We start from the raw sequence: 22,559 nt of genomic DNA, 5'->3' as shown, positions 1-22,559 counted from the left end.
ATAGAAAAATGAAAGAATATGATGTGGTAATAATAGGCGCTGGACCTGCAGGGCTTGCAGCAGCTGTAGGAGCTAAAGAAGAAGGCATAGACAATATACTAATATTAGAAAGAGATAATAAACTAGGAGGAATCTTAAATCAGTGTATTCATAACGGCTTTGGTCTTCATATTTTTAAAGAAGAGCTAACAGGACCAGAGTATGCTGCAAGATTTATAGATAAGATAAGGGATTTAAAAATAGAGCATAAATTGAATACTATGGTAATAGATATTAATAAAGACAAAGTTATAACAGCAGTAAATGAAGAGGACGGAATTTTAGAAATTAAGGCTAAGGCTATAATCTTAGCTATGGGATGTCGTGAAAGGCCAAGAGGAGCTATAGGTATTCCAGGGGATAGATGTGCTGGTATATATTGTGCAGGAACAGCTCAGAAATTTGTAAATATAGATGGATATATGCCAGGAAAAGAAGTAGTTGTTTTAGGCTCTGGTGATATAGGACTTATAATGGCAAGAAGAATGACTTTAGAGGGAGCAAAGGTTAAGGCTGTTGTAGAACTTATGCCTTATTCTAGTGGACTTAAGAGAAATATAGTTCAATGTCTAGATGATTATAATATTCCTTTAAAATTATCTCATACAGTTGTATCAATAAAAGGAAAGAATAGAGTTGAAGGGGTTACTATTGCAAAGGTTGATGAAAATAGAAAGCCTATAAAAGGGACAGAAGAATATATTCCTTGTGATACTCTATTGCTATCAGTAGGCTTAATTCCAGAAAATGAGCTTTCAAGGAAGGCGCAGGTTGAAATGTCCAGCGTTACAGGAGGACCAGAAGTTAATGAAAGTCTCCAGACAAATATAGATGGAATTTTTGCTTGTGGAAATGTGCTTCACGTTCATGATTTAGTAGACAATGTTACTGAGGAAAGTATAAATGCTGGTAAAAATGCAGCAAGATATGTGAAAGGAAAATCTTTCGATGAAAAAGGAATAGAAGTTTTACCACTAGATGGAATAACTTATACAGTTCCAAAATATATTAATATAAACAATGTGGATAAGTTTGTTGACCTAAGATTCAGAGTAAATAACGTATATAAAGACAAATATATTTCTCTTTATTTTGATGGGGAAAGAACTATGCATATAAATAAGAAAATACTAACTCCTGGAGAAATGCAAACCTTAAAGCTTACAAAGAGTATGTTTGAAAATTATCCTGACTGTAAGAAAATCATAGTAAAGGTGGAAGGAGTGTAGTATTATGAGGGAAAATATAGAACTTACATGCATAGGATGCCCTATGGGGTGTGCTTTAGAAGTTACACTAGAAGATAAAAAGGTTATAGAGGTTAAAGGCAATAGCTGTGTTAAGGGTGTTGCTTATGCTGAGAAAGAATGTACTAATCCTACGAGAATAGTTACTTCAACTGTTGAAATAGAGAACGGAGAATTAGGTGTAGTTTCAGTAAAAACGAAGAAGGATATCCCTAAAGAGAAGATATATGAATGTATGAAAGCTCTTAAAGGGATAAAGGTAAAGGCACCTATAAATATAGGAGATGTAATTATACAAAATGTAGTAGGAACTGGTGTAGATGTTATAGCAACAAAGAGTGTAAAGTGCGTAGATAAAGATGAATAATCTTGGCGGAGAGATGAGAGCCATTATTAGGAGAGAGAAATAAACTCTTTCTTGATAATGCTCTTTTTAACCTGCGTAAACGATTTCGTTATGTTCATTTCATATTTATATAAATGTGAAATGATATATAAATTTTTTAAATTAAGGGGGAATTATTATGTCAAGTTATTTAGCAGAATTCTTAGGCACAATGATGTTAATTCTACTAGGAGATGGAGTGTGTGCAGCCACAACTCTTAACAAGAGTAAAGCGCAGAATGCAGGATGGATAGTAATAACTGTAGCATGGGCATGTGCAGTAGCAGTTCCAGCATGGATTTTTGGAGCAGCAAGTGGAGCACACTTTAATCCAGCACTTACAATAGCATTAGCTGCAATTGGAAACTTTGATTGGGCACTAGTTCCAGGATATATAGTAGCTCAAATGTTAGGTGCTATTGTTGGAGCAGCATTAGTATGGATCGCATATTTGCCACACTGGGAAGCTACAGAAGACAAGGCAGCAAAGCTTGGAGTATTTGCAACAGCACCAGCTATTAGAAATTCAGCAGCAAATCTTATTACAGAAATTGTGGGAACTTTCGTATTAGTATTTAGTATTTTAGGACTTGGCCAAGTTAAGATGACAGATGGACTTGGAACATTAGCAGTAGGATTAGTAATATTAATTATCGGTCTTGCATTAGGTGGACCTACAGGATATGCTATAAACCCAGCAAGAGACTTAGGACCACGTATAGCTCACGCAATACTTCCAATAGCAGGAAAAGGAGATTCAGACTGGGGATATGCATGGATACCAGTAATAGGACCAATAATAGGTGGATTAATTGGGGCATTCTTATTTGTAGGTGTATTTTAATTAATTTTTAAATATTATATAAGTTAAGTTTTAAATGATTTTATGAATATAATAATTTAATTTTAAGGTTTAACTTAGGGGGAGTGTATTATGGAAAAATATATAATGGCCTTAGATCAAGGAACAACAAGTTCGAGATGCATAATATTCAATAAACAGGGTGAAATAATAAGTGTAGCACAAAAGGAATTTACTCAAATATATCCAAAAGGTGGATGGGTTGAACATGATCCTATGGAAATCTGGGGAACTCAAGCAGGAGTTGCGAAAGAAGCTTTAGAAAAAGCTGGGCTTGATGCAACAGATATTGCTGCATTAGGTATTACAAATCAGAGAGAAACTACAGTTGTATGGAATAAAAATACAGGAGTTCCTGTATACAATGCAATAGTATGGCAGTGCAGAAGAACAGCTTCAATTTGCGATGGATTAAGAGAAAAAGGTTTTGATAAAAACATAAAAGAAAAGACTGGACTAATTTTAGATGCATATTTCTCAGGAACAAAGGTTAAATGGATACTTGATAATGTTCCAGGAGCTAGAGAACAAGCTGAAAAGGGAGAATTACTTTTCGGTAATATAGATACATGGTTAATCTGGAATTTAACTAAGGGAAGAGTTCACGTTACAGATTATACAAATGCATCAAGAACAATGCTTTATAATATCCATGAATTAAAATGGGATGATGAACTTTTAGCAGAATTAAATATACCAAAATCAATGCTTCCAGAAGTTAAACCTTCTAGCGAAATCTATGGAGAGACTGATGAACTTATATTTGGATCACCAATTCCAATATCAGGAGATGCTGGAGACCAACAAGCAGCATTGTTTGGACAACTTTGCTGTCAAGAAGGTATGGCTAAAAATACTTATGGAACAGGATGCTTCCTTCTTATGAATACTGGAAATAAACCAGTAGAATCTAAGAATGGTCTTCTTACAACTATGGCTGCTTGCTATAATGGAAAACCTGAATATGCTCTTGAAGGAAGTATATTTATAGGTGGAGCAGTTATTCAATGGTTACGTGATGAATTAAGAATGTTCAACAACGCTGCTGAGTCTGAAAAATATGCAACAGCTGTTGAAGATTCAAATGGAGTTTATTTAGTACCAGCTTTCGTTGGACTTGGAGCACCATATTGGGATCCATATGCAAGAGGAACTGTTGTAGGTCTTACAAGAGGAGCTAAAAAAGAGCATTTTGTAAGAGCAGCTTTAGAATCTATGGCATATCAAACTCATGATGTATTAAAGGCTATGGAACAAGATTCAGGAATAAAACTACAAGCATTAAAGGTTGATGGTGGAGCATGCGCTAACAATTTCTTAATGCAATTCCAAGCTGATGTATTAGATACACCAGTACAAAGACCAGAAGTTATAGAAACAACAGCACTAGGAGCTGCTTATCTTGCAGGTCTTGCAGTAGGATATTGGAAGGACTTAGATGATATATGTTCAAGCTGTAAAGCATCAACAACTTTTGCACCAAGCATGGAATCAGAAAAGAGAGAACAAATTATTAAGGGATGGCATAAAGCAGTTGAAAGATCTCAAGGTTGGGAAAAATAACTGATTAAACTATATTATACTATGGATGAACTTCTATGAATTGCTATAGAAGTTCATCTTGTATTATTAAATAAAGGGGACAAATTACCATGAAATTGAAAAATTTTGGTATTTCCTGCATTGCATTCATATTATTAAATTTAATATAGATGATGAACTTGTAAGAAAAGTAAGCATTGTAAGAGTTAGTAAGAAGTATGAGAATTTCCATTATGTATTTCTACTTAATTCAAAAGGAGAAGTAATCGAAGAAGTATTTAATTACTTAAATTATTATTGTGCAAGCGTAGTTCTTTCAGGTAGAGAACAAGCAGCAAGTGCATTGAAGTTATTATATTCTTTTAGTGAAATTATTGGAAGGGAAATACAGGAACTTGACAAGACAGATATTATTAATTTATCACATTTTATTTTAGGCCATAATATAGAAGGAAATATTGAAAGGTATATATTTAAGACTAATAGGACAATAACAACTCATAATACATACTTTGATGACATCAGAAAGTATATAATGTTTTCTAGATTTAATAAAAATGAATTTTTTGATAAGGTACAATTTGTCACTGATAAAATTAGCTATAGTGCAAATAAAGTAATTGTGACAAGCAAATATACAACAAATAAATCAAGGCATAAGGGTTTTAATCAATATGTTCCTAAGTATATTTCAGTTAAAGAATATACTAGAGTTTTGGAATACATTGATGAAAATGTCAGATCAGAGTTTAAATTAAGGAATAAATTGATTATAGATCTAATGTTTTTAAGAGGATTGAGGATTGGTGAAGTATTAGGAATTACATTAGAGGACATTATTCCTCATCCCGATGATAAGAGAGCAGGTCAACTTTACTTGAGAAATAGAGTAAGTGATAAGAAATATCAACATGCAAAAGGGTGCATGAAGGTTTTTTCTTCAGAAATGTATAAGACAAAAATCTATAATAGTGAAAGAGAAGGTGGGTATCAGGTTGTGGCTTTGCCAATAAAATTAATGGATGAAGTCAGAAAATATCAAGAAATATCTAGAGATATTCTAAATCAAACGGAAAGAAAATTGGAAAATATCATGAAATATGCGAAGGCAGACTGTGTAGGAGAAAATACAAGAAGAAATTACTACCTATTTTTAAACAAGAATGGAAGTCCATTATCACCTTCAGGATGGAATAATTTTCTCAAAGAGATTTTTATTAAGATAGGTATTTCGATAGATAAGAATAGTAAGGAGGATAATTTAAATCATAGATTTAGACATGGATATGCTATGTATTTGATTGATGAATTAAATAAAGATATCTCTTATGTTCAAAAAGAAATGAGACATAAAAGTATACAGTCTACATTGAAGTATTATAATCCTAAACCTGAGGATCAATTAAAGGAAAACTGAAAAAATACAAAAGGAGATACTTGATAAAATAAAAGGTAACACTAGGAGATAATAGAAATGATTGATAAAGATACTTTAAAAAAGTATATGAGTGATTTGCAACAATGTATCAATTCTACAGTAGAATATATAGATATGAAGAAAGAGTTATCAAGATTTCTATATGATGACTTTTATAAAGGTAATACATTTTTATATAGCATGCAAATGTATAAAAGGATTGTAGGATGGTTTTATATAATTAATTATATGAAAAACTATAAGATAAGTGATCTTAACTGGAACGTAATTTGTGAATTACATAATAGCAATTTTAACGATAAATTAAGTGAAGCAATAAGATATTATAAAAGGAAAGAAATAGGTGTATCTATAAAACGATTATTTAAGTATTATGAAAAAAAGAAGCTTATGGTAGGGCATTTAGACTTTTATGATATTCTTAATAAATTTTATTTATTACTTTGCAATAATGTAAGATATAAGTCTATGAAAAATATTAAAGAAGTAAATGAATATAAGCATTTGCTATTAAACTACTCAAATTATGAAAGTTTAACTATTGAAACAGATAATGAATATTTAAATTTAGAAAGAAATATTTTAAGCAACTTTCCACTAGAATCCAACTATAACGAAGTAATTCAAGTAGAATATTATTCAACAAAGAATAAGGATTCTATTTTGAACGCAAATTTTAATATAAGAAACAGGTTGTAAATTTATAAGAAATATACTTACTAACTTCTTGCTATCCTATAATAAATCTGAACGCTTACAGTCAAAGGAAATGAGAATTTTTATTTATTATTTTGTAGAAAGCTTAGGGGAAAAGCGTCTAGAGAGATATGAAGATATTGATGAGCAAACTTTTAATTTGCAGTATAAGTTTTATCAGAAGATGGATAATGATTACAGAAAGAAAAAACTTATAATTAATGTTAAAAAGTTACAGCAAAATCTTGTAGCATTCTATAGATACTTTATTAATAGGCTAGAAGAACTAGATTATAATAATGTATTTTGCAAAAGTTTTAAGCAGGTAATCTATTCAAAAAGTTTTTATAAATATTATGAGAAAGGATTTTGTTTTGTTTATCATAATAGATTAGAATTGCCACCTGAATCTGATAAGTATTGTGTACTTCCTTCTATTCAAACACTATTAAATTCAAGTGGAAATAATTATAGGATTGCTGCTATAAATCTTGAAAATGTGCCGCAAAAGTATAAGAATGATGTAAAAAACTTTATATGGAAAATTGATGGAGATATAAGAACTACAAATACCTACATGTATAAACTAATTGAATTTTTAAACTTCAAGGTTAACCATGATCAACTGTATGTAAATATAGCATTGGATTTAAATAATTCATACAAGGAATTTTCTGAAGATTTTTTATGGGATTTTAGAAGTACAATAGAGAATACAGTAAAGTCAAATGGACATCTAAAGGGAATACTTAAAATAGTTAGAAAATACATGAAATGTTTCAAAGATAAGTATAATGTTACAGAGAATGATTTAGATATTTTAAATTTAAAGGGACTTGGAAAATTTGATGGTGGTACACCAATTAGTGAAAAAGATGCAAGTATTATTTATAAGCAGTTTGAAAAACAAGAATCGATAGTTCAAAATGGAAGATTATATACTATTCTTTATGAAATATTTATGTTAACAAATTTGCGTATTGGCGAAATATATAATTTAAGAAGAGATTGTTTAAATAAAGAAAAAGAACATGTAAAATTAAAATATTTATCAAAAACAAGTAATAAAGAATTTGTAATGCAGAATATATCAGAAAATGTAGCAGCTTTAATAGATGAAGCAATTAATTTAACTGAACCCTATATTTCAGGAAATGATATAATGGCACAATATATATTCGTTGAGCCTTATAGAGCAAAACATGTTACTAAAGTTAAAAGAATTAATTTCTATAGGTATTTTAAGGCAATATTGAAAGCTGTCAGAGGAGAAGCTCGAGATAAAAGATTATTTTCCTTATAATATTCGACATACTTTTTATTAATTCAGTATATAAAATGGGTGTACAAAATAATTTATCAATAAACAAAATTACTAGTATTACAGGAAATAGTTATAAGACTGCTAACATGTATTATAGAAAATACAGTGAGATAGAATTATATGTTGAAGCTATGGCTAAAGTGACTATTTCTGATGTGGATATATACGGAAATATATTAGAGGTTGAGAAGGAGAATAAATATAAAGTTGTAAAGAAAAACTTAGGAAAATGCAAAAATGGTCACTGTACTTTTGATGTTGCTGAGTGTTTAATGTGTAGGTCTTTTGTAACTTTTATCAATAGAATCCCGTACTTTGAGCAACAAATATTGGAATATAATAAAATTATTGAAAAATCTTTTAATCCAATAGAAATTAAAGAGTTAAGTATTCAAAAAAAATTGCTAGGTAAGTTTCTGGCTGAAATGTATAAAATGCAGAAACTGAAAGGATAGTATTTCTATGAGTAGAGAGGCAATAAATTATAACTTTAATAACAATTCTATTGTTCAATATAATTATTCAAAGAAAGTATATAAAGCAAAGAAAAAATGGATAAATTTCAAAATTAATAATAATACATGGTTTAGTGATATGGTATGGGATTTTAGTGAAATGAATGTTAATAATCGTCAAAGATATAAATATAAGTTTGACTTTAATTTTATACCTGAGCCATTTATATTTTATATAAAAGTTGTTATATTTGAAGAGCTAAATAAAAAGAAAAATAGCTATACAAGTACAAGTAAACTAAAAGAACATTTGCAAAGATTAACAAAAGATTTATATAAATATAATATTAAAGATGTTAGATTAATTGATAAAGCTATCATTGAGTTATATATAGAAAAAAAGCTTAAAAATTGCGGTAACTATCATGTAGGAGGATTAGCGATTTCAATTAAAAAATTGATAAACTCTATTATAGATATTAATGGATATAATTTAGAAAACATAGTTAATTATCTAAACAAAGTAATTAGTTCATGCACTAAAAAAAGATCAAGCAAATCAGCAAATCAATACATCCCAGATCAATTTTTAAATGAAGTAGTCTCATTAGCAATTAAAGACGTAGATAATGAAAAATTGAAGCTGGATGATAGGATAATGGCTTGCCTAATGATCTTATTAGCTGAGACAGGAATGAGGGCAGAAGAAGTGAGCTTATTAGAAACAAATAAGCTTGATACTATAGTAGTAAATGGTACAGAGTTGTGTTATTTGAAATTTTTAACTTTTAAATCAGGAACTCGAGAAACTTATACTGCATTAAGTGATAAAGCATTAAAGGCTTACAGAACCTGTGAAAATTTAGTTAAGAATATAATTGAAAATCTTTCTGAAAAGACAAAGTTAAGGCTACTAATAACTCTACACACAAAGAAAGACTTAAAGAGACCTATAACTTTGGAAGAGCTCAGGAAAATGATATCAGAGATAGATGATGATAGGCTAAAGGAACTAGAACTAGAGAGTACAAGATATTTATTTACTAGTGCTAAAACTGGCTTACAAAAAAAGGGGATTGTACCTTTAAGAGAAAATTTAGAGCGTTTTTTTATTAGACATGAAAATGATTTTAGTATAGAAACAATGCCTTACAATCAAAAAGAAAATCTTAAAATACTGAAGATTCAAAGTAAATCAAAGTATGAAAAGTATTTCTCACTGGAAAAGAGAAATCATCTCTCCTTCGAAGAAGTGAAGAATAAAAGATTTTATTATGTAAATCCACATATGTTCAGGGTTACCGTGTGCACTAAATTATTTATGCAAGGTGTTCATTTAGATTTTATAGTTAAACATTTAAATCATCTTAGTGAAGATATGAGTGCTTACTATAATAAAAGTGAAGACTTTATAGATTCTTTAGAAGAAGGTACAAATATATTGTCAAGTATTGCTAATGTAGAAGGTTTAATAGAAACAAATCCTGATTTAATAAATAACAAATTTCTTCAAAATGAAATGAAAAATGAGGAATTTAAAATCAATATAGAAAAGATCAATGACTTTTTAAAAAGTAGCAAGCTAAATATAAGAGATGATCTAGGGAAAATCATTAAATTACTAGATAAGACAGATTCGTCTATTGTAGAAAATGAACTGGGAATATGTATTAGATCCACTATAAGTGGATTATGTGAAAGAAGGAAGTATTTTAGTTCCATTTCAGATAGCTACTTTTTAGAAAATACATTGCCTACTTATAGATACATTCATTTTTCATATGAAAGATTCCATCAAAAAGTTTCAATTGTAAATCATAATAGAAAAATTGCTGAAGAAGATGAAAGTTATATGTTAGAATTCGAGAGAGAAGAGAAAGCATTAAAGATATTTGTGAGAAATAATTTAATGGAGCAAATTGTGCTTCTGAATAAAGATATTAATAAAATTGGACAAAATCCAATTTTACACAAATATCCTCAAATAGGTGAAGTATTATTAAATTTAGACAATATAAGAAAGGAAATAGGGCCATGGATGGAATAGAGCAAATTATCAATGATAAGCTTAGCGCAATAAATTATCCATCATACGAAAAACTAGACGCTAAGACTCAGAAGAGGTTATTTGAAATAGAAAATCTTGTGATGAATTCTCATGCTGAAATTCAGAAACTAATAGTAGAAATAAAGAAGCTAAAATTAAGTAAATCTTATATTGCTAATTCAAAAAATACGAGTTTTACTAGAAAAACTGTTTATAATGACAAGTTATTAGAGCAGTATATTGAAAAATGCATTCAGGATGAAGATGATTATTTTACTGAAAGAAAAGTTGAGCAATTACATATGGAGTTAAAAGAAATAAAAGGACAGTATGATAAGGTTCTTGATAATATTATCTATGTTAATGTACTGAGAGTTGAAGTTGAAAATTATAAAAAAGAAATATTAAGGCTAACAGAGGATAAAGAAAAAATACAGAGTATTATAGATGAAAAAGATAAAATAATTAAAAACTTGAAAAATATAATGAAGGATAGTAATATAACAAATGTTGAAATATTACCTACCAAGGATAAAAAGCAAAAGTAAGGTGGTGGAAGTATGGCTAAGGTAATTATTGCAGAAAAACCATCAGTTGCAAAAAATATATCAGATGCTCTAAAGATAAAGATAAGAAAAGATGGATACTACGAAGGAAACGACTTTATTGTTACCTGGGCCTTTGGACATTTGCTGCAGCTATATGATGCTAAAGATTATGATATAGAAATGGCAAGGTGGCAATTGAGCAAATTTCCTTTTATACCAAAGCAGTTTAAATATAAAATTAAATGTGACCCTGTTAATAAGAATAAAAATGATAAAGGGGCAGAAAAGCAGATTTCGATTATAAGTACACTAGCGAACAGGGAAGATGTAGATAGTATAATTTCAGCCTGCGATTTTGATAGAGAGGGGCAAATTATTGGGGATATATTAGTTAAGTATATAGGTACAAATAAGCCCGTATATAGGCTATTACTTAATGAATGGACTCCAAATGAAGTTTTAAATGGATTAAAATCTATTAAGCAAAATGAAGAGATGCAGCATCTTACGGATGCAGGTATAGGTAGACAATGGGCTGATTGGATAATAGGAATAAATTTAACATCAGTGTCAACATTAAGATATAGTCCCAATAATAAGAAAATATTAAACGTAGGTAGAGTTTTGTTACCAACTTTAAAAATAATATATGACAGAGATAAAGAAAATGAGGACTTCAAGGCTACTAAATATTATAAATTAATTGTAAATTTCAAGACAAAAGATAACATTGAATTTGAATCAACTTATTATGAGAAAAACTCTGAAAAGTTCGATGATGAGGTGAAATTAAAAAGTTATTCAGAAATTATAAAAACTAAAAATGCTGAAGTCATAGAAAAACAGGTTGAAAGAAAAAAGGATTATGCACCATATTTATTCAATTTATCTAATTTACAAGGATATATAACAAGTAAGCATAAGGGATGGACATCTGATAAAGTTTTAAAAGTAGCTCAGTCTTTATATGAAAAGAAATTTATAACATATCCAAGAACAGGAAGTATAGCACTGGAGGAAAGCCTAAAGGATAGAACAAAAAAAGTATTAGATATATTAAAAAAAGGATTACCTTATGAAAATGAAATTAAATTTATTGAAAGTAAGAGAATATTTGATAATTCTAAGGTAGAGAGTCATAGTGCTATAGTACCTACTTACATAAAACCATCGAAATTAACTGGTGATGAAAGTATAGTCTATGAGGCTATAAAAAATAGATTTTTAATGCAATTTATGCCTATAGCAGAATTTGAAGAAACTAAGATCACTGCCAAAGTATATGATGAAAATATAAATGGAGTATTCATTTCTAAGGGAAAGGTTCAAATAGTTGAAGGATGGCGTGTAATTGAAAATATAGAAAGTAAAGATAATATATTACCTGCTGTAGTTGAAAAAGAAATTATTGATATTGTTGATTCTAAAGTTAATACTGTTACTCTGAAACCTCCTAAGTTACATACAGAGAAAACTCTTCTAAGAGTTATGGAGACTTGTGGTAAGGGGTATAAAGAAGATGAAGATGATACAGAAGAAATGATGTCATCAATATTAAGTGGATTTAGTATTGGGACACCAGCAACAAGAGCTGAAACTATTAAAAAGTTAAAAGATGTTGGGTACATAAAGACTAAAGGAAAAAGTCTCACTTGCACAGAACTGGGGAGGACTTTGATAGAAATATTTCCAGTTAAGGAATTATTGGATTTAGAATATACAGGTAGACTGGAAAAAACATTATATGATATTGAAAAAGGTAAATTTAGAAAAAATGATTTTTTAAATATGATTAAGGAATTTACAGTTAAGGCAATTGATGATATTAAGAAAGACAACTCTATGCTTAAACACTTTAAGGTGGAGATTCCAGAAGGTGTACAGAGTGTTGGTAAGTGCCCTGTGTGTGGTAATGACATAATTGAAAGCGATAAGGGGTTCGGATGTATTAACTGGAAGAATGGATGTGACTACACTATTTGGAAAAATGATAAATTTATTAAATCTTTAGGTAAAACTGTAAGTAAAGATATGGTAGAGTTATTATTAAAAAATGGAAAAGTTGGTTTTAGAAATCTAAAAAGTAAGAAAGGAACTTCTTTTTCAGCATATTTAAGATATGAAATAAATATAGAAACTGGATATTATAGATGGAAAATGGAATTTATTAACACGATATAAAGGTCGATAGCACTATTTATTAAGCTATTGATCTTTGGGTTAATAAATACTGCTGGTTCTTCCTGTGGTCCTAAATGGCTTTTAACGTTGAATAGAAAAAAGATACTTCTAATGTAAAATGGTGGTGAGTTTAACGATTGTTACCAACAATGAAGGTATGTTAATAATAGACAATAGTAGTTTAGCACATAGTGTTCCCTGAATGCTAGAAGTATTTAGTGAGACAATGCTTTTTAAGAGATGATAGTTGGCCTACCGTGGTCGATATGTAGGTACAGACCACAAAACACAATTGAGTACTATAATTAAAAGTTGTGGTACTGAGCACAATTAGGAAAAGGCGGTATAAAACAGTAAGGTATGTATTGTAAAGCTGAACGAAAATGAAGAACTGTTGAAGCTTCGTTAAGACTCATAAGTGCAGTCAAAACCAAAACTTTATGTGGCTTTCGAGACAAGTCTAGAGGAAATCTGTTTACTGCCTAGATGATGAACGGCAAAGGATGGCATGAATTTAGCATAGGTACAGATGGATTCGCAGTAGTAATGAGGCTTTTATAATGAAAGCGGGACTAAGGACGTCAAGTTAGTCAGTTTCAGAGATAAGTCAAATTTGATGATTTTAGTATTAAATTTCAAACGCAAAAAGCAAGCACTTTATAATTATGTGAAAATAAGTAGGGTTTACAATGTAAAACAAAGTATACAGATATATCTATTATATACTACATATAACTTTAAAAGCAAAAAATATAAGGCATACATTTTTAATTTAATATTAAGTTGTACTACAAAGTAATCTCCTTTCAAATTTAAAAGTAATGTGAATATTACAGTGAAATAATAACATAATAACTATAAGTAAAAGGAGGTGTTGCAGTTATAATGAAAAAAATAGTATATACTGTAGTAGTTTTTATGATCACTATTACTATGTGTGCACTTTGTTGCAGTGGAAAAACAAAAGCCTTTAGCGAAAAAAAGGAAATTCAGTTAGAGAAAGTAGCTGCTAATTATTGTAATGAAGCTTTATTGTCATTTGCATATCCGTTTATTACTAAAGCAGTTTATGACTATTATGGTACTAATAAACAGTTTGATTTGTTTGATGCTAAAATACTTAGTATTGATAAGCCAAGTGAAGCATTTACTTATAGGGTTATAATACAGATAAATACTTTTACTGGAGCACATAATCCACCTCTAGGCACGGATACGATAACTATAGAAACTAGTCCAGAAAGTACAAAAGTAATTAATTTTATTCATAAATCAGAGTAAATATAGAAATAAGCCTGTGTTTTTAGTGTGGGCTTATTTTTGTTATATAGCATAAAAAATTAGATGGTAATAATAAAATATATTTACATAAGTAGAAAATAAATGTAAAATTAGTATATAATGTTACATAAATTGCGATAATTAATGTATGAGGAAGTGATTTGATGTTTAAAAAGATCGCCTTTTGTATATTAATCTTATTAGGAATAGTTATATTAGCAATGAACTATAAAAATATATTTGGCAGCCCAAAAACTGTACATGCTGTAGCTTTCAAGCCAATAAATATGTATGAGGCTTATAAATTATCATTATTGACAGTAAAAAAATTAAATAAAAATGCTCAAGTATGCTATATCAGTAGTGTTGATGATCCAAAATTAAAAGATATGAATGAAGGTGTAGACGGAAAAAGAAGATTTTGGAATTTAGATTTCGCTGTTCCTAAAACAGATCAACACTATATAGTGACTATACATGACAAAGATGTAGTTAGCTGTAAAGCAGTGAAGAGTGTAGTTGAAGAGGAAACCATTATGAATGATGAAAAAAGTATATTAAATGCTTCAAATAGACTAAAAGATATAAAAGATAAATATAATATCAATCCGAGCATTGGTTGGGCATCAGGATATCATTTTAGGTTAAACTTAGAAGATAATAAATATATGGTGACAGTAATAGGAACTGATAATAGTGGAAATATGGCTAAGATTTTTGTTGATTCACTTACAGGTAATATTGACTCAGCTATTCATAAAATAAGAGTAGGTGGGGGACTGTTCAAGGAGAAGAATAAAATTCAACCGTTAGAAAGTAAAATATTTGGAGCTGTAGGAGCAGCTAAAGCAGATAACTTTCAAGGCGAAGAAGTTATTGCAATTTGGGGGTTTAGCGGAGATTCTGAGTCCTCTATAAAACCAGTGTCGTTAATAACAGCTGATGGGGGACAATCCTGGAAAAAATTAAAATTAAATTATAATATAGCGAGATTATGGTTTTCATCAGGATATAAAAAAAATAAGACTATGTATATAGTAGCAGACTCGGGAGCGTATGTATCAAAAGATGATGGAGATACTTGGGTAAAAACGATTGATATTTCAGGAGATATAATTTATGGATGTAGTATTAATAGAAATAATGTTTCTATAGTAACACAAAAAAAGTTATACATTTCTAATGATGAAGGTAATAATTGGACTATTAAAAACGTACCTGAAGGAGCTCAAATAATTAAGAGTGATTTAGATGAAAAGTTGATTATGATAAAGAATAATCAACTATTTATAGAGAATAGTGGGGGTTGGATAAAGTTGTCTACTCCATTAAATGATGATATTGAAGGGCTAGAGGTCAAAGACAATAGCATAATAATATATAATTCTAAAAAAATTGCTATATTGAATAAGAATACAAATAAATGGACGATGCTTGAGGTGCCTGTACAAATAAAAAACATTTTTATAGATCAAAGTTTAAACGGAGGTTATTCAATTTACATATATACACCTGAGAATAGCCTATATAAATTAAAACAAGGAGGTGATTTTATAGAGTGGACTAATGAAAAAATAGATCGAATATAAATATAATATAGAGGTTCTGTCTTCAAATTTTGTTTTGAGATAGAACCTCTATATTATTATAAGAAAGATACCATGATAACTTATTTAAGCTGTTCTTACTTAGTGCCAGATTAGGGTATTTTTTATTTAGAAACACTGGTGACCAGATTTTATAGCAGATACAATTGCAACAGTTAATTGGATAGATTAATGTGTCCTATAGTATCAGATTAGTAACATTTTGTTAATGGATCTTTATTAGTTATTCATATTGAAAATACATCTAAAGGATTATATTAAAACATATCTGATTTAATTTAATTCCATTTCACTCCATTCAGTTTTAAAATCTTAGTATATAACTATTTTTGTTAAATAGATGTGAAATAATTTAAAGATTTTTTGAATATAAGCAGAAAATTTGTTGTATATAATATAATATATAAATATAGGTGTGTAAATCATAAAAAGTAATACATAAGCTCTACACATACTGACTTATAAGTGTTTTGAGGATATTACACATAAATACAAGTAAGTATAAAAGAGGGAGAATTAATATTTGGTAATGTAGACACATGGTTAATCTGGAATCTAACTAAAGGAAAGGTTCACGTTACAGATTATACAAATGCATCAAGAACAATGCTTTATAATATCCATGAATTAAAATGGGATGATGAACTTTTAGCAGAATTAAATATACCAAAATCAATGCTTCCAGAAGTTAAACCTTCTAGCGAAATTTATGGAGAAACTGATGAGCTTATATTTGGATCGCCAATTCCAATAGCAGGAGATGCTGGAGACCAACAAGCAGCACTATTTGGACAAATTTGCTGTGAAGAAGGTATGGCTAAAAACACTTATGGAACAGGATGCTTCCTTCTTATGAATACTGGAAATAAACCAGTAGAATCTAAAAAAGGACTTCTTACAACTATGGCAGCTAGCTGCACAGAAGAAGTTGAATATGCTCTTGAAGGAAGTATATTTATAGGTGGAGCAGTTATTCAGTGGTTGCGTGATGAGCTTAGAATTATAAACAATTCTCCAGAATCAGAGAAATATGCAACAGCTGTTGAAGATTCAAATGGAGTTTATTTAGTGCCAGCTTTCGTTGGACTTGGAGCACCATATTGGGATTCTTATGCAAGAGGAACTATAGTAGGACTTACAAGAGGAGCTAAGAAGGAACACTTAATAAGAGCTGCTCTAGAATCTATGGCATATCAAACTTATGACGTATTAAAAGCTATGGAAGAGGATTCTGGAATAAAACTACAAGCATTAAAGGTTGATGGTGGAGCATGCGCTAACAATTTCTTAATGCAATTCCAATCTGACATTTTAGGTACTCCAGTACAAAGACCAGAAGTTATAGAAACAACAGCACTAGGAGCTGCTTATCTTGCAGGTCTTGCAGTAGGGTACTGGAAGGATAAAGAGGATATAGCTGTTAACTGTAAGATTTCAAGAACCTTCGAACCTAATATGGATGAAGAAAAACGTGCTGAATTAATTAAAGGATGGCATAAAGCAGTAGAAAGATCACAAAACTGGGAAGAAAAATAAAAGTTAGTGTTTATATGGTATAGATAGAACAAAGGAAATACTTCGAATTAAAGCAAGTAATAAAATAGAGTGAATTAATATATAAAAAGTGATTGCATTACGTATGAGTGCAATCACTTTTTTACTTATTTGTAATACATATTTAAGAAAGTAAGTGGAAAACTTATTAGAGAAAAATTAAAAAGAGGTGAGTTATTTCATGAGTGAAACTATATTGGAAAAAGCTGAAGGACGTGTAAGTTATCACGATTCAGTTGAGGAAATGATGAAAAGAATTAGAGAAGATGGGATGTCTAACGTATTTGACAGATGGACTAAACAAGAAAAGATACGCTGTAAATTCTGTCTTCAAGGTTTGAGCTGTCAATTATGTTCAAATGGGCCATGTAGAATAAATGATAAAGGTGAGCCTGAAAAAGGTGTATGCGGAATTGGACCAGATGCTATGGCAATGAGAAATTTCCTATTAAAAAATATAATGGGAGCAGGTACATATAGTCATCATGCATATGAAGCATTCCGTACATTAAAGGCAACAGGAGAAGGAAAAACTCCATTTAAGATTAAAGATGTAGATAAATTAAAATGGATGTGTGAAAAGCTTGGCATTGATACTAATCAAGATATAAATAAAATGGCTGTACAATTAGCAGAATTACTACAAAGACAACAAGAGATTGGTGAAGATGATGAAAATCTTATGGTAGAAGCTTTTGCTCCAAGAAAAAGAAAAGAGCTTTGGAAAAAAATAAATGTTTATCCTAAAGGCACAATTCATGAGGAACAAAACTGTGTAGCAAGCTGTTTAACAAATGTGGATGGAAGCTATAAATCACTGGCTGCAAAAGCACTTCGTCTAGGAATTGCAACTATTTATAATTCTCAGATTGGACTTGAAATGGTTCAAGACATTTTATTTGGAACACCTATGCCTCATGAAGTTGATGTAGATTTAGGTATTATGGATCCAGACTATGTAAATGTAGTGTTTAACGGACATCAACCTTGGGGTGGAGCCGCAACAATTCTAAAGGCAAGAACTAAGGAAGTGCAAGAAAAGGCAAGAGCAGCTGGAGCAAAAGGACTAAGAGTAGTAGGTTCTATAGAAACAGGACAGGAATTACTACAAAGATTTGAAATTGATGATGTTTTTGTAGGATTAATGGGTAACTGGTTAGCTATAGAGCCATTACTTGCTACAGGTACAGTAGACGTTCTAGCAATGGAAGAAAACTGTTCTCCACCAGCTTTAGACCAATATGCTGAAAAATATCAAGCAACTTTAGTTAGCATAAGCACAATTATAGATATGCCAGGAATTGAGCATAAAATTCCATACTATCCTGAAAAAGTGGATGAAATGGCAGATAAATTAATTGAACTTGCTATAGAAAACTTTAAGAAACGTAAAAATAAAGTTAAACCTATGGTTCCAAAGATTACACAAAAGGCTATTGCAGGTTTCTCTACTGAAGCTATATTAAAGGCTCTTGGAGGAAAGCTTGATCCATTAGTAGATGTAATAGCTGCAGGAAAGATTAAGGGAATAGTAGCTATTGCAAACTGTTCAACTTTAAGAAATGGACCACAGGACTGGAATACAGTAAATCTTGCAAAGGAATTAATTAAAAAGGATATTTTAGTAGTTGCAGGAGGATGCGGAAACCATGCATTAGAAGTTGCTGGACTTTGTACTCTTGAAGCAGCTAATAATATTGCAGGAGAAGGTTTAAAAGAAGTTTGCAACCTTTTAAAGATACCTCCAGTACTAAGCTTTGGAACTTGTACAGATACAGGAAGAATATCTATGGTTGTATCTGCACTGGCAGATCATTTAGATGTAGATGTATCTGATTTACCGATAGCAGTTACAGCTCCAGAATGGATGGAACAAAAGGCAACAATAGATGGAATATTTGCATTAGGATTTGGTGCATATACTCACTTATCTCCAACTCCATTTATGACTGGTGCTCCTAAACTTGTAAAGCTATTGACTGAAGAAGTAGAAGATATAACAGGAGGAAAGATTGCTCTTGGAGATGACCCAGTGGAAGTAGCAAATAATATAGAAGCTCATATTATTGATAAGAGAAAAAAGATGGGATTAAGCTAAGATAATTATGTTAAACATCACCCATGGGATTTGCATTTAGGAAAGCTTCACTATGCAAAGAATCTCTAATATTTCTGAGTTTAAAACCCCTAAACCTTCTAAACTCACTGACGTTCAAACAATAGAAGGTTCTTACGGTGTTTTAAACTCAGAAATAAAGAGCTTCTAATGCTTGTTCAATGCTTTCTACAATGCAAGTCTCATCCATGATGTTGAAATATTTCACCAATGTACTGAAATTTTCTGAGGAAGATAAATAAGGACAATTGGAGGAGTAAAGGGCAGTGTAGGCACCTGATGCGCAAGTGGAGAACTTTAGAGAATTTAGATAAAAAAAGAGAGGCTAATTCTCAAAATGACTTTTAAAATCATTTTAAGATAGCCTCTTTTTGCGTTTCTGTCTATGATAAAATAACATTCAGCATCATCAAAAGTATTCCACTTAACAATATAGCTATTCCTTTAAAATTTAATTCCACAACAGAATGTTTTTTAAAGTTCTTGTGGTAATCTGTTGATTGCTGCTGTTGCTTTACGGCTTCAAGAGTTTCATTTGCAATATATTGAGTATTATTTCTACCAAGGCCTGAAAGAGAAGCTCCTGAAGGATTTCCTCTCATCATTAAAAAAAACCCAATTATTATAACTCCTAAGCTTACATAAAACAATATATCTGTAAATTGTTTTCCAAATGATTTTGAAATTATCCATGATATAAAACCAAATAATATAGCTATTATAAAAGAATATAGTAATAGATTTATATCATGTTTTGGTTTAGAAACTACCAGTTTAATCACCTCCATAATATTTTTGGTTTGCTAACCTTGAACTCTAATATAACTTATATCTGGCTGTGCAATAGAAGTTATACCATTAACAAAATAATCACTAGTTGTACTCTAAGCATGGAGAATTCACTATAAATTAGATATAGATTTTAAAAAAAATGTTTCAAAAAAATGAAACTTTTTATAGATGTTTTTATCTTATATATGAATTAACAATTCAAAGTTAATGTAAATTTTTTATATGGGACTAATATATCAAGATTAAGTAAATAAATATAGTGACTTAGTTATTTGGGATTGACTGTTTACCATAGCAGTTAATCCTGTTTTCGTTTTTTGAAGTCTAGAGTTTCTTGTTTTTAGTATTATTTTGCTAAAGTTCTAAAATATATATGGCATAAACCACACAATATATTTTTAATGCGTATTTTGTTGAAACTGGCCTCAAATAAACATATAATTGTTTGGGGAGATGATAACGTGGAGAGCATAATAAATACTCTAAAAAATGAAGTAGTTTTTACTGGAGCCTTGATACTAGCTATAGGAACATCTTTTATATCTATTCCAAGGTTAGATTACATAGATTTTAAGGTATTATTTTCTTTATTTAATCTCATGCTTATAGTAAAGGCATTTGAGGAATTAAAAATCATGGACAAGTTAGCTGTTGAAATATTAAGCAAATATAAAAATTCAAGAATGGTTTCTTTAATATTAATCTCTTTAACCTTTATAAGTTCTATGTTTGTTACTAATGATGTAGCTTTGATAACTTTTGTTCCATTAACATTGATTATAGGGAAAAAGACTAAGATAGAAGTTATAGATATAATAATATTTCAAACCTTGGCTGCAAACATAGGAAGCAGTCTTACACCAATGGGAAATCCACAGAACTTATTTTTATTCTCTTATTACAAATTAAAAGCAGGTGCTTTTTTTAAGATAACTGCTCCATTAGTTGCTATAGGTGCTATATGGCTTTTCTTAATAAACTTAAGGAATAAAAATATTTCTCTAGATTTTCAATTAAATCATATACCAATAAAAGATAAAAAAAGGGCGGTAATATATGGAGTCCTATTTTTTATAATCATAATGTCTGTATTTAATGTTATAGATTATAAGTTAGTTTCAGCATTAACTATAATTGTAGTATTTTTTCTAGACAGAGAGCTTATTATGAAAGTAGATTACTTTTTACTAATTACCTTTATAGGTTTTTTCCTTTTTTATAGGTAAATGTATCTAATAGCACAGGGATTCATTCAGTTATGAAATATATTTTAGGCAGTGAGAAAAAAAGTTATTTTGCTGCCATTTATTAAGCCAGGTTATAAGCAACGTGCCTTGTGCTGTTTTGCTAGCTGATTTACGGAAAATTGGAGAGATTTTGCTTGGAGTAAATATAGGGAGGAATGGGAACGCTTATAGCTTCTCTTTGCCAGCGTAATATCTTATAAGCTCTATGTTGCCGATTTTTCCAGAAAAGTCTAAGGGATATTTAAAGAAATTCACCATATATAATTTAATAAGTCTTGTTGTTTTTATAATCATAAATTATATTATACTATAGTTGAATTATGTATATTTGTTGTATATTATAAAATATTGTATCTGATATGTGGTAATAATATAATTAGTTTAACAAATATATGATTATAAAAAATGGGGCTTAAAGGAGTAATCTCTACTATGAAAGAAATAACCAAATATGAAAGCCTTAGACAGCAAGTTTAAAGCCTACGAGAGAATTTTTGATACTGTACGAGTTGTAGATCCAGTTACAAAAAAAGCTACTATATATAAAGATGATAAAGATATTTCCCGAAAATATAACCTGCTATTCAAGGTGGTTAGATGGTAATGAGTGTAAGGATTGTATTATTATAAAGGCACTAAATCATAAAAAAACCTTTGTAAAAATACAAAATAATGCAGATAAGATGTTTTTGATGTTTGCTGTGCCTTTAGAGCTTAATGGAGACATATTTGCCTTGGAATTGATTAAGGATATTACGGATATCTTGGTTTTCGAAACAGTTTATCAATGTGAAAGTCATGAATTACGGAATATTGTACAAGATTTGAATACTCTTATAATGAAAGATACATTGACTAGTCTTTACAATAGGAGATACATTGATAGAATAATTGCCAGAAGAAATTGCTAGATGTGATGATAAAAATCCTTTATCTATTGCCATGATTGATGTAGACCATTTTAAGAGTATAAACGATACCTATGGCCATAATGCAGGTGATATTATTATAAAGAAGCTTGGACAGATATTATCGAATTCCATTAGAAATGATACAGATTGGGCTGCAAGATATGGTGAGATGAGTTTTTAATATGCTTATCTAATACAGATAATAAAAAAGCATTTAAGGTTTTAGAAAGAATAAGGAAAACTGTTGAAAAAGTAAAACATAAAAATTGAGGGTATAAAATAAGAAT

At 29.9% G+C, this 22,559-nt stretch carries 18 protein-coding genes and 1 pseudogene; 18 read left to right on the top strand and 1 reads right to left on the bottom strand.

Going from position 1 to position 22,559, the window contains the following annotated elements; all coding sequences use genetic code 11:
* Positions 1 to 8 precede the first annotated feature (8 nt).
* From ACFWTK_RS10880 to cooS, 15 genes and pseudogenes are all read left to right on the top strand, one after another.
* The gene (locus tag ACFWTK_RS10880; protein WP_415876035.1) at positions 9 to 1,268 is read left to right on the top strand and encodes an NAD(P)/FAD-dependent oxidoreductase; all 1,260 of its coding nucleotides are present in this window, start codon (positions 9 to 11) and stop codon (positions 1,266 to 1,268) included.
* Between the two features lie 4 nt (positions 1,269 to 1,272).
* Complete coding sequence (locus ACFWTK_RS10875) at positions 1,273 to 1,653, top strand: DUF1667 domain-containing protein (RefSeq protein ID WP_415876034.1); 381 nt, start codon at positions 1,273 to 1,275, stop codon at positions 1,651 to 1,653.
* Positions 1,654 to 1,810: 157 nt separating this feature from the next.
* Positions 1,811 to 2,515 (top strand): MIP/aquaporin family protein, encoded by a 705-nt coding sequence (locus tag ACFWTK_RS10870; protein ID WP_415876033.1) that lies wholly within the window; start codon positions 1,811 to 1,813, stop codon positions 2,513 to 2,515.
* 90 nt (positions 2,516 to 2,605) lie between these two features.
* Positions 2,606 to 4,096 (top strand): glycerol kinase GlpK, encoded by a 1,491-nt coding sequence (gene glpK / locus ACFWTK_RS10865; protein WP_415876032.1) that lies wholly within the window; start codon positions 2,606 to 2,608, stop codon positions 4,094 to 4,096.
* A 322-nt stretch (positions 4,097 to 4,418) separates the two neighbouring features.
* The gene (locus ACFWTK_RS10860; protein ID WP_415876031.1) at positions 4,419 to 5,492 is read left to right on the top strand and encodes a tyrosine-type recombinase/integrase; all 1,074 of its coding nucleotides are present in this window, start codon (positions 4,419 to 4,421) and stop codon (positions 5,490 to 5,492) included.
* A gap of 57 nt (positions 5,493 to 5,549) precedes the next feature.
* Entirely contained in the window at positions 5,550 to 6,212 is a 663-nt protein-coding gene (locus tag ACFWTK_RS10855; protein WP_415876030.1) for a hypothetical protein, read from the top strand.
* Positions 6,213 to 6,282: 70 nt separating this feature from the next.
* Positions 6,283 to 7,512 (top strand): hypothetical protein, encoded by a 1,230-nt coding sequence (locus ACFWTK_RS10850; RefSeq protein ID WP_415876029.1) that lies wholly within the window; start codon positions 6,283 to 6,285, stop codon positions 7,510 to 7,512.
* 35 nt (positions 7,513 to 7,547) lie between these two features.
* Complete coding sequence (locus tag ACFWTK_RS10845; protein WP_415876028.1) at positions 7,548 to 7,988, top strand: hypothetical protein; 441 nt, start codon at positions 7,548 to 7,550, stop codon at positions 7,986 to 7,988.
* A gap of 7 nt (positions 7,989 to 7,995) precedes the next feature.
* Positions 7,996 to 10,035, top strand: coding sequence for a hypothetical protein (locus ACFWTK_RS10840; protein ID WP_415876027.1), 2,040 nt, complete (start codon positions 7,996 to 7,998; stop codon positions 10,033 to 10,035).
* The gene (locus ACFWTK_RS10835) at positions 10,023 to 10,583 is read left to right on the top strand and encodes a hypothetical protein (RefSeq protein ID WP_415876026.1); all 561 of its coding nucleotides are present in this window, start codon (positions 10,023 to 10,025) and stop codon (positions 10,581 to 10,583) included. Before ACFWTK_RS10840 ends, ACFWTK_RS10835 begins: the two co-directional genes overlap by 13 nt.
* Before the next feature lie 12 nt (positions 10,584 to 10,595).
* Positions 10,596 to 12,764 (top strand): type IA DNA topoisomerase, encoded by a 2,169-nt coding sequence (locus ACFWTK_RS10830; RefSeq protein ID WP_415876025.1) that lies wholly within the window; start codon positions 10,596 to 10,598, stop codon positions 12,762 to 12,764.
* 885 nt (positions 12,765 to 13,649) lie between these two features.
* Entirely contained in the window at positions 13,650 to 14,045 is a 396-nt protein-coding gene (locus ACFWTK_RS10825) for a DUF3888 domain-containing protein (protein WP_106024460.1), read from the top strand.
* A gap of 164 nt (positions 14,046 to 14,209) precedes the next feature.
* Complete coding sequence (locus ACFWTK_RS10820; RefSeq protein WP_415876024.1) at positions 14,210 to 15,634, top strand: WD40/YVTN/BNR-like repeat-containing protein; 1,425 nt, start codon at positions 14,210 to 14,212, stop codon at positions 15,632 to 15,634.
* A gap of 522 nt (positions 15,635 to 16,156) precedes the next feature.
* Positions 16,157 to 17,188 (top strand): annotated as a pseudogene (locus tag ACFWTK_RS10815) (FGGY family carbohydrate kinase); the annotation flags it as partial.
* A gap of 199 nt (positions 17,189 to 17,387) precedes the next feature.
* Positions 17,388 to 19,304 carry an anaerobic carbon-monoxide dehydrogenase catalytic subunit gene (gene cooS / locus ACFWTK_RS10810; protein ID WP_415876023.1) on the top strand — a complete coding sequence of 639 codons (1,917 nt, stop codon included), beginning with the start codon at positions 17,388 to 17,390 and terminating at the stop codon, positions 19,302 to 19,304.
* Positions 19,305 to 19,705: 401 nt separating this feature from the next.
* Here cooS and ACFWTK_RS10805 read toward each other — a convergent pair whose 3' ends face one another.
* Positions 19,706 to 20,104, bottom strand: coding sequence for a hypothetical protein (locus ACFWTK_RS10805; RefSeq protein WP_415876022.1), 399 nt, complete (start codon positions 20,102 to 20,104; stop codon positions 19,706 to 19,708).
* A 471-nt stretch (positions 20,105 to 20,575) separates the two neighbouring features.
* Here ACFWTK_RS10805 and ACFWTK_RS10800 point away from each other — a divergent pair, with 471 nt between their 5' ends.
* The 3 genes from ACFWTK_RS10800 (at position 20,576) to ACFWTK_RS10790 (ending at position 22,453) form a co-directional block, all read left to right on the top strand.
* Positions 20,576 to 21,340: an SLC13 family permease gene (locus ACFWTK_RS10800; protein ID WP_415876021.1), complete on the top strand. Its 765-nt coding sequence runs from the start codon at positions 20,576 to 20,578 to the stop codon at positions 21,338 to 21,340.
* A gap of 569 nt (positions 21,341 to 21,909) precedes the next feature.
* Entirely contained in the window at positions 21,910 to 22,272 is a 363-nt protein-coding gene (locus ACFWTK_RS10795) for a hypothetical protein (protein ID WP_415876020.1), read from the top strand.
* On the top strand, positions 22,253 to 22,453 hold the full coding sequence (locus ACFWTK_RS10790) for a GGDEF domain-containing protein (RefSeq protein ID WP_415876019.1): 201 nt from the start codon (positions 22,253 to 22,255) through the stop codon (positions 22,451 to 22,453). Before ACFWTK_RS10795 ends, ACFWTK_RS10790 begins: the two co-directional genes overlap by 20 nt.
* The last annotated feature ends 106 nt before the right edge of the window (positions 22,454 to 22,559 follow it).

The sequence above is a fragment of the Clostridium sp. genome (assembly GCF_047777555.1).
Lineage (GTDB): Bacteria > Bacillota > Clostridia > Clostridiales > Clostridiaceae > Clostridium_H.
Note: the sequence above shows the minus strand (reverse complement) of the source record. Positions and strands in the feature narration are given on the sequence as shown.